The following is a 16,188-nucleotide window of genomic DNA, read 5'->3' as shown; positions in this document are numbered from 1 at the left end:
CGTGGCACCACAGCACCGCCAGGAGGCGTCATGACCGACTTCCGCTACCTCATCGTCGGCGGCGGGATGGTCGCCGACGCCGCTGCCCGTGGCATCCGCGAGCTCGACACCGACGGGTCGATCGGCATCCTCAGCGAGGACGTCGACCGGCCCTACGCCCGACCCGCGCTCTCGAAGAAGCTCTGGACCGACCCGGACTTCAGCTGGGACGACAAGGTCGACCTGCACACCGAGGAGACCGGGGCGCAGTTCGTCCTGGGAACCGCGGTCACCGGGATCGACCGTGCCGCGAAGACCGTCACGACGGCCGACGGCGCAACCCACGGCTACGAGCGGCTCCTGCTCGCGACCGGCGGGAAGCCCCGCGGGCTGCCGGGGCTGTCCCCGTCGGCACGGGTGCTCGACTACCGCAGCGCGTCGGACTACCGCCGGCTGCGCGAACTCGCGGACGCCGGAGCGCACGTCGCCGTCGTCGGCGGCGGGTACATCGGTCAGGAGATCACGGCAGGCATCGTGCAGAACGGTGCGCGCGTCACGCTGGTCGACCCGGACGAGGTCGTCGGCGGACGGATGTTCCCCGACGACCTGGCCCGGGCGTTCCAGCAGCGCTTCGTCGTCCACGGCGTCGAGCTCCGCACCGGCCGCCGGGTGTCCGAGGGCACCGAGACGGCGGACGGCGTGCGACTGACGCTCGACGACGGTTCCGTGGTCGAGGCCGACGCGGTCGTCGCCGGGCTCGGCATCGAACCCGCGACGCAGCTCGCCGCCGACGCCGGCCTCACCGTCCGCGACGGCATCGTGGTGACCTCGACGCTGCTCACCGACGACGACTCCGTGTTCGCCGCCGGTGACGTCGCCGAGTACCCGGACCGGATCCTCGGCACCCGCCGGGTGGAGCACGTCGACAACGCCCAGCAGCAGGGTCGTCAGGCCGGCCGCAACCTGGCCGACGCCGACGAGACCTACGACCACACGCCGATGTTCTACTCCGACGTGTTCGACATGGGGTACGAGGCGGTTGGGCAGGTCAGCTCGAAGCTCCGCACGGTCGAGGACTGGCAGGACCCCACCGTGACCGGCGTCGTCTACTACCTGGACGACGACGACACGGTCCGGGGCGTGCTGCTCTGGAACGTGTGGGACAAGACCGACGAGGCCCGCAAGGTCCTCGCCGAGGCGAACGCGCTGACGCCCGACATGCTGCCGGGCCGCATCACGCCCTGACCGCTCGCCCGTCGCGGTGGTCGCGGCTGCCTGGAGGCCCGGTGCCGGTCCGTCGGACCGGCACCGGGCCTCCAGGCGGTCACCCGCAGATCGCGGCGGACGATGGTCCGACCGTGGTCGCTACTTCGACGGCGCTGGCTACTTCGACTCCGGTGCGACCTCGTCGACGACCGCACGGCGATCGACCGGGTCGACCGGCAGGTCGTCGCCGTCCGCCATCGCGACGGCGTGTGCGGACTTGGCCGCCTCGAGCGTCTCGTCGTCGTTCCGGGCCATCCCGAACAGCTCGATGAACCGCGACTTGACCAGCAACCAGGCGTCCCCCGGGCTGAGCCGCGCCAGGTCCGACGACGTCGAGTCGTCGCGCACCCGCTGCAGCGACGACACGCCCCGGTCGGGGATCCGGTGGTCGACGTGCGCCACCGCGAGCCGCGCGACCGCGTCGGCCTGTGCGTGCATGACCGAGTGTGCGCCGTCGACGACCTCGCGGAGGACCGCGTACGGGAACACCCGCGCCAGCCGACGGACCCAGTCCCGTGGCACCATCGCGTCGTGCTCACCGCGGACGATCAGGGTGCGGGCCTGCACGTGGGCGGCGCGCTCCTCGATCGGGAACGCGATCATCCGCGGCAGGACCTTCCGGAACCAGTGCCAGCCGCACAGTGCGTACGCCGTGATGCCGTGCCAGCGGACCGCGGCGGGCTCGTGCAGCGTCGACCGGAGGAACCGGAACGCCGACTGCCGCACGGTCCGTGCCGACGAGTCGACCACCGGGCTGATGAGCACGAGGTCGGAGATCCCCGGACGGCGGGCGGCGACCTCGGTGACGACCTGGGTGCCCATCGAGTGCCCGACCAGGACCGGGTCCTGGAGCCCGAGGTCGTCGATGACCCGCTCGACCGCGTCGGCGTAGCGCTCGATCGAGACCTTCCCCCGGAACCGCGGGACCCCGGCGAAGCCCGGCAGGTCGAGCGCGTGCACGGGACCGTTCTCATTGAGGTGCGGCGCGAGCCGCTCGTAGTAGGTCGAGGCGATGCCGAGCCCCGCGACGAGCAGGAAGGCCCGCTCGCCCGGCTCACCGATCGAGCTCACCCGGACGTAGGTGCCGTCGACCGCGACACGGTCCACCTGCACCGTGACGTCGGCGTCCTCGGCCTGGGCGAGTTCGCCGGCCGGGTCCGGCCGGAGTGCCTGGCGTTCGTCGTCCACGTGGGTCTCCTCCGGTCGGGCGGTCGCCCAGGATACCCGGTCGCCGTCCGTGCGGGCGGCGACGACGTGCTCAGCCGCTGAAGGTGTTCGCGGGGAACCCGTGCACCGTCGTCGGCACCGCGAAGACCGCGCCGGACCGGGGCGCCTGCTCCAGGTCCTGCTCGGTGAGGTTCTCGCGGGCCGTCCCGACGAAGAGCGTCGACATGTCCGGGCCGCCGAACGCCACCGACGTCGGGTTGGCGACGGGGAGCTCCACCGTCTCCAGGTGCGAGCCGTCCGGCCCGTAGCGCTCGACGCGGGACCCACCGTAGATCGCGCTCCAGAAGCAGCCCTCGTCGTCGCGGACCAGGCCGTCGTGCGCCTGACCGACGATGAACGGCTCGAGTTCGCCGAGCTCGCCGTCCGGGCCGTACGACCCCCGGAAGACGGTCGAGGCGCTGGTGTCGGTGACGTACATCGTGCTGCCGTCCTCCGACCACTCCATGCCGTTCGTCACGCCGAAGCCGCCGCGGAGCACCCGGGTCGTGCCGTCGGCCTCGATCGAGTAGAGCGCCGCGTCGGGTTCGCCGGTCGTCACGTTCATGCTGCCGACCAGGAACCGGCCGAACGGGTCGCACTTGCCCTCGTTGAACCGGTTGCCCGAGGTGCTGTGGGTGACGCGGGCGATCTCACGCTCCACGGATGCCTGCTCGTCCGTCACCACGACGGTGTCGCCGAGGGCCGCGACGAACCCGCCGGAGGCCCGGGGCTGGAAGCTCGCCAGCGGGGGCGGCAGCGGCACGCTCGAGCGCACGGTGCCGTCGGCCTCGGCGGTGTTGAGGGTGCCGAGGGTGATGTCGGCCCACCGGAGCAGCTGTGCGGACGGGTCCCAGACGATGCTCTCGGCGAGGACCGCTCGGGCGTCGGCGAAGACGGTCGCGGGGCCGGTCGTGACGTTGGTGCTCATCGACCCCGTCTACCGCGGGGGCGGTCCGTGGTCGCTCAGGCGGCACGGCCGCGAGGTCGCTCGTGGCACGGCCGCGAGTTCACGTGCTCAGCGACACCTCACGCCCCTTTCGGCCCGTGAGGTGTCGGGCAGCGCGAAAGTCCGCGGCGGCGCCCGCGGGTCAGAGGCGGGCGAACCGCGCGCGGAAGAAGCTGTAGACGCCGAAGGCCAGGAACCCGATGCCGATCGCGACGAGGACGAACACCCCACCGGGCATGCTCCGCACCGCGTCGAACGCGGCGTCGAGGCCGGTGGCCTGGTCGGGGTCGCTCTGCAGCCCCGCGACGGCGATGAGCACGCCCACGATGACCACGGCGATCCCCTTGCCGACGTACCCGACGACGCCGAGCACGGTGACCACGCGGTCGAGCTGACCCGACGGTCGCGTGATCTGCTTGCGGAACGACCGGCGGCAGCCGATCACCACGAGGCCGATGCCGACCGCGACCGCGATCGCCCCGGCCAGGACCAGCACGAACACCCCGCCCGGTGTCGCCAGGGTCTTCGCCGCAGCACTCTGCGACGAGCTGCTCGAGCTCGACCCGGCACCGAGCGCGTACGAGGCCGCCGAGTAGGCGATCACGCCGTAGACCACGGCCTTCGCGACGTCCTTCAGCCGGGCGAGCCAGCCACGGGTGGTGTCGGAACGGCCGCCGACGATCGCCTCGACGACCAGACGCACGGTGAGTGCGGCCGTGCCGACGGCGATCAGCCAGAGCAGGAACACCCCACCGGGGACCGCGGCGATCTGCTGCAGCGCACCGGACTGGTCCGTCTCGCCGCCGGAGGACGCGTTGCCGATACCGAGCAGGATCGCCAGGTACCCGATCAGCAGGTGGACGATGCCGCTGCCGACGAACCCGGCGCGTGCCGTGACCTCGAACCAGCGGCTGTCGGCCGCCCGCCGGACCTGTCGTCCGGTTTCCTTCGCTGCGTGCTCCGCCGTGTCGCTCATCACGCACCAGCGTGCCCGACGCGTGCCGTCCTGTCCGGGGCGCGCCGGGCCGTGCGGTCCGCCCCGTGGTGGACGGGAGGCCCGTGGCGGTGCCGCCACGGGCCTCCCGTCCGTCGGTGGGCGCGTCTCAGTCGCCCTTCACGTTGACGACCTGCCGCAGGGTGTGCCGGATCGACACGAGGTCCTCGGCGTCCGCCATCACCTGGTCGATCGGCTTGTAGGCCGCCGGGATCTCGTCGAGGAACGCGTCGGTGTCGCGGTACTCGATGCCGGCCATCGCCTCGCGCAGCTGCTCGTGGGTGAAGGTCCGCCGGGCAGCGCTCCGCGAGAACAGCCGGCCGGCACCGTGCGGGGACGACTCGAGCGAGGGCTTGTTGCCGAGTCCCTCGACCACGTACGACGCGGTGCCCATCGACCCGGGGATCAGGCCGGGCTGACCGGCCTTCGCCTGGATCGCACCCTTGCGCGAGACCCACACGGACTTGCCCCAGTGCGTCTCACGCTGCGTGAAGTTGTGGTGGCAGTTGATCCGCTCGCGCTCGTCGACGGGCGTGCCGACGGCCTCGGACAGCTGCCGGACGACGCGGTCCATCATCTCCTCGCGGTTGAGCAGCGCGAAGTGCTGGGCCCACCGCAGCTCGGCGATGTACCGGTCGAACTCCGGCGTGCCCTCGACCAGGTACGCCAGGTCGGGGTCCGCCAGCTGGATCCACCACCGCTCCATCGCCTTCTTGGCGACCTTGATGTGGCGCTGCGCGATCTTGTTGCCGACACCCCGCGACCCGGAGTGCAGGAAGAGCCAGACCCGGTCCTGCTCGTCGAGGGAGACCTCGATGAAGTGGTTTTCTAGCGGTTGAGGGGTGTCAACCACTGGTCAAGTGACAACCTTACGCCCGTCGGGGCCCTGAGTCGCATCCGCGATCGGGTCGCCTTCCCGATGGTCCAGTAGGCCAATCAAGTCCGAGAGGTCTACCCCAAGCGCCCTGCAGAGGCGCCACCAAGAATCGATCGTCCCGCCTCGCGTCTGGTCGTCCCGCAGCAACCTGATGACCGTACGACGATCCAGCCCGGTGCTGACCGCGAGCGCGTCGAACGTCATCCCCACACGGATGCGCTGCGCCTCGACAGCCTCACGCAGCGCGCTGACGTTTGGCCGATCGGGGGTGTCCACCGCTCGACGTTGGTGCAAACCACATCTCGACGCAGTGGCAAAAATGCCACTATCGTGAACACGCGCGCCACTCGACCGCGAGCACCATGCCACGAACCTGCCATCGAGGGGCGACGGCGAATCAGGCCTCGCTGCAAACGAAGGGACACTCGTGCCGGTCTCCAACGATCTCCCCTCCCGCGGGCCATCACCCGCTGTCCGATATGTCGATGCTGCCGACTTCGGCGCTCACCCTGTCGCATGGGTGGTCGTCATGAATGGCGGTGGACAGATTGTCCTCACTGTCGAGGGCATTCCATACGCCCGGGTTGAGCCCATGGGCCTGCTCGACGAAGTCGTTGCAAGTCGGTTCGGCCAAGGGGCGACGTGAAAGTTCGCGAGCTGCGTGACAACGACGACGAAGCGCCGCGCTTGAGTACCGATGCGTTGCCGATGCTCGTGAGTCCTGAAGAGCCGGTGAACAGCAGTGGGAGCGCTCTTGAAGCAGCTACGAGGGGAACGGCGTTGAAGAACGAACATGACGATTTGCGCGGAGAGCTTGGCTTCGAGAGCCAGATGCGGCAAGTGTCCGCGAGATTCGGGCTCGCTCGAATCCCGCTATCGGCCGTCCGCGACCAGAGTCCCCCGAACCTCCAGGCCCTCTACGCCGAACTGCACGACGGCCAGGCACTGATCCCGGGGCTGAAGATGGGGCTCGGCGCTCTCACCGTTCAGCGTTGGGATCCCGCTTACGCGGCCAACGGTTGGACGCTGTACGGCGCGGACCTCACCCTGGACATGGGGCACCCGTTCGGGTCGATGTTCTACCGCAACGACGCCGACGGACGGGTGCTGCGCATCGGGGTGAAGTGGCATCCGCCGGTGCAACAGCTCGAATTCCCCGCCCTGCACCCGACGAAGCCGGAGCTCACGTCCGATTGCACTGCTGAGGAGGTCGCCTCGGTCGTGTTGGACGCAAGCAGCCGGATCGGGACTCTTGTCGCGGTCAACGCGCAGATCGGGTCGTTCGTCGCCACCGAAGAGTCCGAGAACGCCATCCTCGACGCATCCGGCCTCGGATTGGAGCGGCTCTCGGAAGACGACCCGCGGCTCGCTGGCCATGATGCACCCCGTCCGTCATCACCGGGTGGGGTTAGCGCTGATGAGTGACCGGCAGTGGGTGCAGGACATCCGGGACCAGCAGACGATCCTGTCGTTGCCGTTCGGGCTCGGGTGGACGATCGACATCACACAAACGCTGGTCACTCTCGAAACGGCGGGGATGCCCGCTCGTGTGGAAGCGTTCGATCGGCTCCGGTTCGAGGACGGCCGATCCGGATTCCTGTCCACCCCCAACCCGACCGCGACCATCAACGACGACGGCACCCCCGCCGAACGGACCGAAGACCTGATCGTCCTGCCCGGCGGTTCGGAAGGCGGCGTGCTCTCGCTGGTCCGCCGGTACCCGGATCTGGTGGTCGTGAACGGGAAACGGCAACGCGTCTGGGCGAACGGACGGCAGGTGTCCGGGTCGTCGATGGAGCGGGACGCGACCCCTGGATGGCGGACCGTGTTCGCCATCGCCCGCATCATTGCTCTGCACGGCGGTGGCACACGCGCTATCGCGGACCGCATCGGCATCCCGCTCGAAGACGTCCGCGCCGCGATGCCCACTCTCGGGACGCATGTGTTCCACACGCCGATTGGATGGGAAGCAGCCGACCAGGCCGCCCTGTGCGACTGGGCCCTGGCGGCGTACCCGGGTTACGGCGGAATCCGGACCTACTGGCGCCGCGACACCACCATCGACGCGCAGGCGGATCAGCTGATTGTGCTGGGTGGGGTGATGTCGGATCGGTGGGCGGCGCACCAGTCCGGCGTCATCGTCCCGCCGAACCGGCTGACGGCGTTCTTCGCCCAGCACCCCGACATGGCAGCGCTCGGCTACGAGCCCGCGACAGTTGACGAGGCGACAGTGTCGGTCGTCATTCCGCAGGACACCACCATCCTTGCCACCGCAGAGGGGTGCTGCACGGACGACTTCATCACCGCGCACGTCCTCTACGAAGACAGCTGGGTGGCCGCGAACACGGACGCGGTGAACGGGTTGCGCCAGCTGCTGCACTTCAAGTCGGATCTTGCCCACGACCTCCGCTGGCACCCCAACAACGGCAGCGGTGCGGGCGGGATGAACTGATGCTGCAGCTGCTGTCGCTGACGCTGGCCTACGACGACACCCGCTTCTTCGGCTCCGTCATGTTCACCAACCCCGACCACCCGAACCACAAGCCCGCCACGGTCCTCATCGACCACGCCGACGAACCGCCCTGGTTCCGCCTCACCAACGTCGACCCGGACGAGCAAGACACGTCGGTGCCGGCGATGGTCGAAGCGGACCGCGTCATGCGGTTCCTCCTCCGCTATACGCCCGGCCGCATCGGCCGCACCCCCGCCGACTTCCCCCAGCCCTAACCCCGCCCTGCTCACGCCCAATCCCCTGGAGGTAGTTGCTGATGATGCGCCTGCTGTCCATGCACCTCTCGAACGACCGGATCCTCTGGGGGCACGTGCTCCTCGAGGACACCGAGAACCCGGACGCGCACCTGACGCAGATCCTCGTCCGCCCCATCGACGTCGAGCCCGGGTACGAGCTCTACGACAGAACCAATACGGTCCTGTCGGACCTCACGGTGCCGGCGGTGCGGGAAGCGAACCGCATCGTGCAGACCCTCCTTATCCCCGCATCCGAGATCGCACGACGGGAGAAGGCCGTCCGAGCGGTGATTCACTCCGGTTACTTGGAAGGGTTCCCGGACGACATGCCGTGGCAGTCGCAGCTGTGGATGTACGCCCGCGGTGAAGTCACCCGCGAACAACTCTCCGCATACGCCGACGAAGGCCGACAGATCCCCCGCCAACCCGACCACTCCGCCGTCGGCCCGGCGGACGTACCCGAGGACTGGTGGCAAGCCACACAAGCCCGCATCCGCCGGAACCTTCTCAACACCACCCTCACCGAGCCGGAAGTAGCCGCAGCCCTGCAGATCAGCATCGACGAGGTCGGGGAGCTGTTTGAAGCGAACCGGCTGACGAGCTTCGACCTCGACGGCGAAGAACGCATCCCCGACTGGCAACTCGTCAAGCCCGCCCTCCCCGAGTTCGGCGACCCGTCGTCACTGCTGCCCGGCCTGGACGTCCTCTACGCAGCAGCACCCCAACCGCTCCTCGACGCAGCCGCAATGACGGAGTTCATGACCACACCCTGCACCTTCCTAACCGTCGATGATGTGTCGCTGACCCCGTTGACCTGGCTCCAGCAGGGCCGGCCGCTAGCGACGATCATCGCCCTGTTCCGCGGACGACGGTGGCGACCATGACCAGCCGGCCCGACCTGTTCCTCCTCAACGTCGCCTACGACGTCACCGGCGTGCACGGGCAGGTGTTCTTCCGCGACCCACCCAGCACCACGCTGCGGCAGGTCATCATCCGCAGCACCGACACCGGCAACATCTGCGAACCACCCCACGGCGACAACCGCACCGGATGGGAACCGTTCCTCGAGGAAGCTCGCTGGCTCATCGCCCTCACACGGCCCGACACCCCGGAAGAGCGCAGCTGATGATGCCTGGGCTCGAATGGGTGACCGCCGCGTACTCCGGTAGGCCGCAGATCACGATGCCGTACGGGCTCGGCGACACCACCGACCTCACCATCGCTCTCTCGGTCCTCAAGCTCGCTGGGCTTCGCGCGATCGTGGAGTCGCACGACACGATCCGCCTCCCCGACCGTCGCCGCGCACGCTTCCCAACACTCACCCAACGCCCCCGCAACGACGACCCAAATGACGCGGAACTGCTCCTCCTGGCACCACGGACCGTCACTGCCACGCAGATTGCGCTCGCGGAACAGACCGCGACGGTGCTGCTGGTCGACGTCGACCGGCGCCGCGTCTGGATTGACGGCAGACAAGCCCTCGGGACGAAGGAACGGTGGAAGGACGCCGCCCCCATCTACGTCACCTTCGCCGTCGCTCGCATGCTCGCCGTGAACGGCGCCACCTTCGACCGGCTCGTCCGGGCAGGGCTGACCGCCGGACAGGTTGATGACGGCCTCGCACGCCTTGGGAAACGCGTGCGTCGCACTGACATCGGCTGGGAGTCCCGGCAGGTCGGCGGCCTCGTCGACTTTGCTATCGCCTGTTACCCAGGACCCGGCGGCGTGAGGACCCGGTGGACGTCCGACCTCCCGCTGGTCGAGCAAGCGAAGCGGCTCATGGACGCGGGCTGCCGCATTTCCGGCCGTGCCATCTCCGACCGGCCCGGCTACCCCGCCATCAGCAAGCGCGAGATGCCCTACCGGCTCGTCGCCTTCACCGAGGAGGAAGTCGACATGGTCGCGCTCGGCTTCGAACCCGACACGATCGGCTTCGCCGGCACCGAACTCATCCGCCCCGCCGACCCATCCATCTTCCTCACCGCAGCCGCCGCCGGCTATACGGACCGCACCGACGACATCATCACCGCCAACACGCTTCTCCGCGCCGACTACCGCAACGCCGACGATGCGGCATCGCTGCAAGAAGTCCGCGACCGGCTGCAGTTTCTCGCCGACACGGGGTACGACCTGCGACACAACCTGCCCAGCTGACGGCGGGAGATCGATCAGATCGGAGTCGCACCGCTCTGCCGGCGGTGCTTCACCGAACTGCGCCACACCCAAGCAGCCAGCTTGGTCTCGCCACGACCGGCTTCCACCCAAACCGCGTCTCGGGTGAGGCGGTACGCCTGGGCGTCACTTCGACGAATCAGGCGATCGGGCAACTGGAACCACGCATGCACCGGCAACGGCTCCGGCAGTTCGCGCACCTCCGTGCCGCGAGCATCCTCTTCGAGCGAAAACGGCGAGCCGGGCATCCAACGATCCGAACGACGACGACCCATGAGCGCGACAGTAGAAGCTCGCACCGACGTCCGCATACGGGCCCTCAGCGAGAACATCACCGGACTAGTCATCTGAGACAGAAGAAGTTGTGGTGAGAGCAGGCATCGCTGGCGCGTGCGTTGAAGGACCGGCTGTCGGACGCCATCAACCGCCGCAGGTTGTGCCCAGTGAGTGGTCAACCCTCAGCGTGCGGCAGGCTCGGAAAGGTCCTTTGTGAAGCTCAACGCCGTGTTGGTCCACCCGAGCTTCCGATACGCAGCGTGGGCGTCTGCACGGCTCGTGTTCGAACTCAGCCCAGCCTTGGCGGCGCCGTTGCTTCGTGCCCAGTCCTCGAACGCTGCCGTCAGCAAGCGCGCCGTCCCCTGCCCGCGCGCGCGTTCGTCGACGACGAGTGCTGTCAGGCGTGCTGCTGGCCCGTCGGTCTCTATGCTCCGGCTCAGCTGGCCGGTGAGCAGACCCGCGAGCCCCGCGTCGTCTTCGGCGACCCAGCAGCCGACGGCGCTGTCGGACAGGAGGAACTCGAGGCGATCACGGATTGCCTGTTCCGAGGACGGGTAGCCGAGCTGGTCGAGGAGGGGAACGAGAGCGGCAGAGTCATCGGCATCGAGCAAGCGCACCTTCACCCAACGAGCCTACTAGCGAGGGTCGAAGGATCAACCGGTAGGGATCAGGGCGACGTGATTGGACGGTCTTTCGATACCCGACCGGCTATCGGACGGCGCTCGAGGCGGGCTCCGAGCACCGTCGCGCCGTGACTGATCGCTGGATAGACAGGCTGCCCGATGCTCCGGGCGGGCTCTCCGGTGCTTGGTTCAACGCTGTCCTGGGCGATGGACTTGTGGTGGGTTCGCCGACCATCGCATTCACCACTGGCGAGCCTCCGGCGAGTGTCCTGCTCGCCGTCGCAGCCCTAGGGCTCTTCGGTGCGCTGGAAGCCGTCTTCGTGTACAAGCTCTATCAGCGAATCGCCGGTCGACGCGCACTTCGCGCAGAGCGCGACGACGGTTGAGGCCAACTACCTGACCTTCAGTCGTCCGGTAGGCGATCGGCTATCGGACACCCGCGCCAAGAGTCTTGCTGTACCAACGATCCGAGTACGGCTCGTCGTTGAAGGCCGCCACCCGCTCGTAGCCGTTCCGCTCGTACATCGCGCATGCCTCCGCGAGGGCCGCGCGGGTATCGAGCCGGACCGTACCCATTGATCGCTGTCGGCAGACCTGCTCGGCCGCGCGCAGCAACTGTGAGCCGACTCCCCGGCCTCGGTGCGACGGCGTCGTGAAGACCTTGGTGAGTTCAGCCACGCTGTTTAGGAAGCGAACGCCCGCGCAGCCGACAACTCGCCCACGTTCTACGGCGATGAGCAGCACACCGTTGGCCCCATGCAGATCGCCGTAGGGCTCGTCCTGGAGTGCCTGGCCCAGCTCGTCGTCTGTCACCGGGCGCTGGTACCACCGTGTCGCCACGTCGGTCATGTATTCCCGAACGATGTCAGCCGCTAGGGCATTGGTCGGAGCGACGGCCTCGATCGTGATCACGACATGACGCTATCCACCTCCAACGGCGTCCGGCAGCCGATCGTCATACGAGACGACGGTGTGTCGCCGTGCAGCGCTGCTCACACGTCAGCCCTGGTCCGGAGTGCGTGCGGGTCGGTGGTGAGGTCGCCGAGGGTTGTGATGCGGAGGTCGCCGGTGAGGATCTGGTCGGCGGTGTCCGCGGTGGTCTCGTTGCGGGCGGCGGCGTGTCCTTGGATGAGGAGGTACGCGTCGCTGGGTGTGAGGTCCAGGTGGGCGAGAACGATGCCGGCCGCCTGGTGCACGCTGCGCCGCTGCAACTGTCGGATGGGGGCGTAGTTGTTGCGGTGAACGATGAGGCGGTGCAGAATCCGTCGACTGACGGCGTCGGCGAGGGTCATCGCAGCTGTCGCCGCAGCTGCTGACACATGGAGCGGGCCCCGTGCATAGACGTCGACGGCGCCGAGGAGGAACGGCCCGAACCGGAGCGGTATCGCGAACAACGCTCCCACCCCGTCATCGGCAGCAGCCGGAAGGAATGCGGGCCACCGGTTCGTGGGGTGGTTTCGCACGTCGGGTTCTGCGATGGGTTGGTTCTGCTGGAGTGCGTCCCAGCAGGGGCCTTCGTTGAGGTCGAACTGGAGCTGGTCGATCCGGGCAGCGCGGTTGTCGGTGATCGAGATCGTCTCGTTGCCGGCGAACGTTCCGAACGTCGCAACTGATGCCCCCTCCCCCGGAATGAGGGTGAGGAAGGGCGGGCTCAGGCCGGAGTCCGGAACGGACGCGGAGCGAATGCTGCTGAGGGCAGTCTGGAGGTCAGTCATGGTGTGTCTTTTCGTTGAGTGCCGAACCTGGCCCGCACGAATCGTGCGCGGCAGGTCGGCCTTTGGCTGGGACGAGTCGGTGATGCGCTCTTCGGCATGAGCGGCGGGCGTGGTTTCGCCGGTCAGGGTGAGCGGTCGAGGGTGGTGTTCGGGGTTTCGCCGAACCTGGCCGTGTAGGCGGCGCTGAACCGGCCGTAGTGGACGAATCCCCAGTGCCGCACGAGGTCGTGCACGGCAACAGCGGAGCCGGTCGTGCAGAGGGCGGCGTGGACGCCGTCGAGTCGAAGCTGCTGAAGGTGCCGGAGCGGCGAGACGCCAATCTGGTCGCGGAACTGCTGGTGCAGCTCGTGCGGAGTGACATCGGCCGCCGCGGCGATCTCCCCGACGGTCACCGGCCTGCCCGCGTGGGCGTGCATGAACGCGACCGCGACGACCACGCACTCCCCGGCCGGACCGCCAGCGATCGGATCGGTCATGTCGAACTCCGGGTGCGTCCGGGCGGGGGTACCGGTTCCCAGGACACGCGCCGGATGAGTGCCTCGGCGACGGTGTCGGCTGGTTCGCCGCGCCGGAAGCGGGCACGGCGACGCCGGTAGGAGTCCACGCGTGCCGCCTCGATATTCGGGTCGGGTTCGTAGCGGCTCGTCATGAGCGGAACCGGTCCGCGAAGGTGTACTCCGGGACAACTTGAGCCTGGGCTCGATGAGCGTTCATCGGTACGCCTCTGGCGCCAACCGGCCCGGGAGCCGGGCGCCTGCCCAGCTCCACCCCGAGCGGTGCAAGCGATGCCCTGAAGCTACGCCCACCCACACCCCGCGGATAGGGGTCGACCGGGTGAGTCTTTCGTGCAACGCGCGCGCGGCCCTCAGTCGTGGATGCGCCCTGCAGCGTGAGCGTGGAAGAACGTCCACTCAGGGCCTCGTCGAGCACGCGTGCTGATGGCGTGTTCACCTGCGGAGGGTGTCTTTCGGGTATTCGCCGAACTTCCGGACGTACTCGCCGGCGAACCGGCCGAGGTGGGCGAATCCCCAGCGGCGGGCGATCGTGCCGACGGCAGTCGTCTCTGGGGTCTGTTGGAGGAGTTCCTCGCGGACGTGGCGAGTCGAAGCTCACGCAGGTAAGCCATCGGGGTTGCCGCGAGGTGCCGTTGGAAGGCCTCTTGGATGCTGCGCACGCTGAGCCCCGTCGCCTGGGTGACATCACCGATCATCACCGGTTCCGCTGCGTGCTCGTGGAGGTACTCCACCGCCTGCCGGATCCGCGAGCTTCCACCCGGACCGCTGACACGTCGTGTGATGCCATGTCTGTTGGAGTGGCGACGGATGCGATGCTCATCGCTGCCAACCCCCGACGCACCGACGCCTCGTTACAGAAGAAGCCTTGGGAGAGAACCGAATCATGCGTCGGCAGACCCTCGAGCGACGCGTGCGCGCGCAACCGCGCGATGCGCGTGTGCGTCACCAGCTGAGCTGGTGCGGTGTCACGGTTGGAGATGTACTGGCCCACGGGTCGTCCTGTTTCGTCGTCGGGCTGCCTGCTGGCAGCGGTCGGTTGTTCTGTCGGCGCCGTCCGCGCCGGAATGCGATGTCGGCCGGGTGCTCTCTCCCGCTCAGCCGGGAAGGAACATTCCCCGTCCGATCCCTGTCCTGGGTCAGGCGGATCAGAAATCGCTAGCCGCGACCGGGTGACGCTCCGGTCCGGATCGCTGGAGCCACATCGGGATGGCTCCCGGTCCAGATGTTCCGGCTTCCACGACCACCGGAGCGTCTGTTGTTGGGTCGGACGGGGCGAACGCTCGCCGCGCATCCTCGCCGGTCAGGAACCGGTGGATCGTCGTCGGGTCGGTGAAGAACGTCGCCTCGAAGAACCCTGCGATGCGTTCGACGAATCCGAGGAGCGCGGTCACGTCGGTGGGCTCGAGCGCAGCGTTCATGACCCGCCACTGGTCATCGCCGACCAGCTCCAGCCGCACGTCCTCCACGCAAGGGACAGTGCGAACCTCCCGGCGTGTGGCGGAGGGCTGCGGACGCCATTCGGTGTCGCGAATGGACGCCCTGGTCCGAACGTCGCGCACGGTCATCATGGCTGTCCTCGAACGTTCGGCACGCCTGGAGCAGGTCTTCCCTGAACCCGCCGAAACCAGGCGTCTGCGGAACGTGCACCAACGGTAAAGACGCCCGGACCCCGCGATGAAGGGGATTGACTGAGAAGTCGAACCTGGAGTATGAGCAGGCCTGGGGCCCGATCAGGAGGACTCTGGCATACTGGTCATTAGCCGGGCGCACGCTACCCAATCACCGGGTCAGGAAGCGTCATGGGAAAACTTACGTACGACTCGACGTTGGTCGCGGACTTCGACGACCGAGTCCTCGCGCACCTCCAGATCGTCATCGCATCCAAGCTCCGCCGAGGAGAAGGATTCATCTTCTCCTGGCGCGACAACCAAGACACCGGAGACGGCCGCACCGCACTGTGGTTGGCCCCAGGGATCCCGTTAGCGTTCAAGTACAACGGTGGCCGCCACCCATCCATCAACCGCAACTGGGTGGAGGCGTTGCACCAAGCCTCGATCGCGACCGCGGGCCTGCGCATCGTGCCAGAGCCAGCGGCCCCCGAGGAGCCCGCATGAGCCGCCGCACCGTCGTGATCTACGGCGGCAACGCCTACACCGTCGCCGACCAGGATCCCGACACCGTGCGGGACCACATCATGACAAGCCTCGCCGCCGAACCGGCGTTCTGGTTGACCGTGAACGCCACAGAGGGACGCTTCACCCGCGCGCAGCTGCTCATCACCGCCACCACCGAGATCGCGATCGTCGACGACCACAGCACCGAACACCCCATCAGGTACGAAACTGCCGCCTCGTCCACGGACGACATCAGCGACTGAACCCGACCGACGCGAAGGCCTTCCCATGCGACGAATCCACTACGCCTCCGGCAGCGTCCTCACCGGGGACCGAACCTGCAAAGCACTGCTCCGGTACGCCCGCGCGCTCGGCGAAGCACACATCGCTGACGTCGTCGAGATCCCCGTCGTCACCGACGCCGGCAGCCGCGCCTACGCGCACCTGCTGATCGGACCCGCCAGTCAAATCTTCTCCACCCCCGTCCCCGACAGCCCCGACGAGCCCCTCGACGTCGAGGTCATCGAGCGCCTCGAACGTGCCACCTACAAACTCCACCCCACCAGACCCGCCTGGCCCGAAGAAATGACCGACATCCCCAACCTCGACTGGGACTTCGACTTCGCCGACGAACCGTGACGCAGCCGATTGCACCAGGCCGGCGAAGGACGGGCGACAGGATCGGCCACGACACCTGAGCGGGCGAAAACGACAAGCGGTGCTGCTCACACACCGAAGAAGCCGGCGTGTGAGGTGA

Annotated in this window: 22 protein-coding genes and 1 pseudogene; 11 read left to right on the top strand and 12 right to left on the bottom strand. The window is 68.2% G+C overall.

What is annotated here, in order from left to right; all coding sequences use genetic code 11:
- Positions 1 to 30: 30 nt before the first annotated feature.
- On the top strand, positions 31 to 1,224 hold the full coding sequence (locus DEJ21_RS15880; protein WP_111225246.1) for an NAD(P)/FAD-dependent oxidoreductase: 1,194 nt from the start codon (positions 31 to 33) through the stop codon (positions 1,222 to 1,224).
- Between the two features lie 138 nt (positions 1,225 to 1,362).
- On the opposite strand, the gene DEJ21_RS15875 is transcribed toward DEJ21_RS15880, so the two are convergent.
- The 6 genes and pseudogenes from DEJ21_RS15875 to DEJ21_RS18390 form a co-directional block, all read right to left on the bottom strand.
- Positions 1,363 to 2,433, bottom strand: coding sequence for an alpha/beta fold hydrolase (locus DEJ21_RS15875; protein ID WP_111225245.1), 1,071 nt, complete (start codon positions 2,431 to 2,433; stop codon positions 1,363 to 1,365).
- A 70-nt stretch (positions 2,434 to 2,503) separates the two neighbouring features.
- Positions 2,504 to 3,379 carry an SMP-30/gluconolactonase/LRE family protein gene (locus DEJ21_RS15870; protein ID WP_111225244.1) on the bottom strand — a complete coding sequence of 292 codons (876 nt, stop codon included), beginning with the start codon at positions 3,377 to 3,379 and terminating at the stop codon, positions 2,504 to 2,506.
- Between the two features lie 160 nt (positions 3,380 to 3,539).
- Positions 3,540 to 4,373 (bottom strand): DUF1206 domain-containing protein, encoded by an 834-nt coding sequence (locus DEJ21_RS15865; protein WP_110864988.1) that lies wholly within the window; start codon positions 4,371 to 4,373, stop codon positions 3,540 to 3,542.
- 127 nt (positions 4,374 to 4,500) lie between these two features.
- A pseudogene (locus DEJ21_RS15860) lies at positions 4,501 to 5,217 on the bottom strand (RtcB family protein); the annotation flags it as partial.
- A 30-nt stretch (positions 5,218 to 5,247) separates the two neighbouring features.
- Positions 5,248 to 5,544: a helix-turn-helix domain-containing protein gene (locus DEJ21_RS15855; protein WP_111225243.1), complete on the bottom strand. Its 297-nt coding sequence runs from the start codon at positions 5,542 to 5,544 to the stop codon at positions 5,248 to 5,250.
- A 187-nt stretch (positions 5,545 to 5,731) separates the two neighbouring features.
- Positions 5,732 to 5,902, bottom strand: a complete 171-nt coding sequence (locus DEJ21_RS18390; protein ID WP_181435931.1) for a hypothetical protein — start codon at positions 5,900 to 5,902, stop codon at positions 5,732 to 5,734.
- An 8-nt stretch (positions 5,903 to 5,910) separates the two neighbouring features.
- On the opposite strand from DEJ21_RS18390, the gene DEJ21_RS15850 reads away from it, so the two are divergent.
- Genes DEJ21_RS15850 through DEJ21_RS15825 form a run of 6 tightly spaced genes read left to right on the top strand, consistent with a single transcriptional unit; the run spans position 5,911 to position 10,170 of the window.
- On the top strand, positions 5,911 to 6,693 hold the full coding sequence (locus tag DEJ21_RS15850; protein WP_146245374.1) for a hypothetical protein: 783 nt from the start codon (positions 5,911 to 5,913) through the stop codon (positions 6,691 to 6,693).
- Positions 6,686 to 7,720 (top strand): hypothetical protein, encoded by a 1,035-nt coding sequence (locus tag DEJ21_RS15845; RefSeq protein WP_111234748.1) that lies wholly within the window; start codon positions 6,686 to 6,688, stop codon positions 7,718 to 7,720. The genes DEJ21_RS15850 and DEJ21_RS15845 overlap by 8 nt, the downstream gene beginning before the upstream one ends.
- Entirely contained in the window at positions 7,720 to 7,995 is a 276-nt protein-coding gene (locus DEJ21_RS15840) for a hypothetical protein (RefSeq protein WP_111225240.1), read from the top strand. The genes DEJ21_RS15845 and DEJ21_RS15840 overlap by 1 nt, the downstream gene beginning before the upstream one ends.
- A 41-nt stretch (positions 7,996 to 8,036) precedes the next feature.
- Positions 8,037 to 8,900, top strand: coding sequence for an antitoxin VbhA family protein (locus DEJ21_RS15835; RefSeq protein WP_111225239.1), 864 nt, complete (start codon positions 8,037 to 8,039; stop codon positions 8,898 to 8,900).
- Entirely contained in the window at positions 8,897 to 9,142 is a 246-nt protein-coding gene (locus DEJ21_RS15830; protein ID WP_111234747.1) for a hypothetical protein, read from the top strand. The genes DEJ21_RS15835 and DEJ21_RS15830 overlap by 4 nt, the downstream gene beginning before the upstream one ends.
- Before the next feature lie 20 nt (positions 9,143 to 9,162).
- Positions 9,163 to 10,170 (top strand): hypothetical protein, encoded by a 1,008-nt coding sequence (locus tag DEJ21_RS15825; protein WP_146247815.1) that lies wholly within the window; start codon positions 9,163 to 9,165, stop codon positions 10,168 to 10,170.
- Between the two features lie 14 nt (positions 10,171 to 10,184).
- Here the strand turns inward: DEJ21_RS15825 and DEJ21_RS18055 are convergent, their stop codons facing one another.
- Together DEJ21_RS18055 and DEJ21_RS15820 are read right to left on the bottom strand one after the other, a co-directional pair.
- Complete coding sequence (locus DEJ21_RS18055) at positions 10,185 to 10,436, bottom strand: hypothetical protein (protein WP_146245370.1); 252 nt, start codon at positions 10,434 to 10,436, stop codon at positions 10,185 to 10,187.
- A 210-nt stretch (positions 10,437 to 10,646) separates the two neighbouring features.
- A complete protein-coding gene (locus tag DEJ21_RS15820) occupies positions 10,647 to 11,087 on the bottom strand; it encodes a GNAT family N-acetyltransferase (protein ID WP_111225236.1) in 441 nt (146 codons plus the stop codon).
- Positions 11,088 to 11,215: 128 nt separating this feature from the next.
- On the opposite strand from DEJ21_RS15820, the gene DEJ21_RS18050 reads away from it, so the two are divergent.
- On the top strand, positions 11,216 to 11,473 hold the full coding sequence (locus DEJ21_RS18050) for a hypothetical protein (protein ID WP_146245369.1): 258 nt from the start codon (positions 11,216 to 11,218) through the stop codon (positions 11,471 to 11,473).
- Positions 11,474 to 11,513: 40 nt separating this feature from the next.
- Here the strand turns inward: DEJ21_RS18050 and DEJ21_RS15815 are convergent, their stop codons facing one another.
- The 4 genes from DEJ21_RS15815 to DEJ21_RS15795 all read right to left on the bottom strand — a co-directional run bounded on the left by DEJ21_RS15815 (position 11,514) and on the right by DEJ21_RS15795 (position 14,783).
- Positions 11,514 to 11,999, bottom strand: coding sequence for a GNAT family N-acetyltransferase (locus tag DEJ21_RS15815; RefSeq protein ID WP_111225235.1), 486 nt, complete (start codon positions 11,997 to 11,999; stop codon positions 11,514 to 11,516).
- An 80-nt stretch (positions 12,000 to 12,079) separates the two neighbouring features.
- The gene (locus tag DEJ21_RS15810; protein WP_111225234.1) at positions 12,080 to 12,802 is read right to left on the bottom strand and encodes a GAF and ANTAR domain-containing protein; all 723 of its coding nucleotides are present in this window, start codon (positions 12,800 to 12,802) and stop codon (positions 12,080 to 12,082) included.
- A gap of 122 nt (positions 12,803 to 12,924) precedes the next feature.
- Positions 12,925 to 13,278, bottom strand: a complete 354-nt coding sequence (locus DEJ21_RS15805; RefSeq protein WP_111225233.1) for a helix-turn-helix transcriptional regulator — start codon at positions 13,276 to 13,278, stop codon at positions 12,925 to 12,927.
- 1,184 nt (positions 13,279 to 14,462) lie between these two features.
- Complete coding sequence (locus DEJ21_RS15795) at positions 14,463 to 14,783, bottom strand: hypothetical protein (RefSeq protein WP_146245368.1); 321 nt, start codon at positions 14,781 to 14,783, stop codon at positions 14,463 to 14,465.
- Positions 14,784 to 15,116: 333 nt separating this feature from the next.
- Between DEJ21_RS15795 and DEJ21_RS15790 the strand changes: the two genes are divergently transcribed.
- From DEJ21_RS15790 to DEJ21_RS15780, 3 genes are read left to right on the top strand one after another with little or no spacing between them, the layout of a single operon-like run.
- Complete coding sequence (locus DEJ21_RS15790; RefSeq protein ID WP_111225231.1) at positions 15,117 to 15,431, top strand: ATP-dependent DNA ligase; 315 nt, start codon at positions 15,117 to 15,119, stop codon at positions 15,429 to 15,431.
- On the top strand, positions 15,428 to 15,694 hold the full coding sequence (locus DEJ21_RS15785) for a hypothetical protein (protein ID WP_111225230.1): 267 nt from the start codon (positions 15,428 to 15,430) through the stop codon (positions 15,692 to 15,694). Before DEJ21_RS15790 ends, DEJ21_RS15785 begins: the two co-directional genes overlap by 4 nt.
- 25 nt (positions 15,695 to 15,719) lie before the next feature.
- The gene (locus tag DEJ21_RS15780) at positions 15,720 to 16,070 is read left to right on the top strand and encodes a hypothetical protein (protein WP_111225229.1); all 351 of its coding nucleotides are present in this window, start codon (positions 15,720 to 15,722) and stop codon (positions 16,068 to 16,070) included.
- Positions 16,071 to 16,188: the final 118 nt, after the last annotated feature.

Origin of the sequence: Curtobacterium sp. MCSS17_006 (assembly GCF_003234215.1) — a bacterium.
Lineage (GTDB): Bacteria > Actinomycetota > Actinomycetes > Actinomycetales > Microbacteriaceae > Curtobacterium > Curtobacterium flaccumfaciens.
This window is presented reverse-complemented; position numbering and strand designations above follow the sequence as displayed.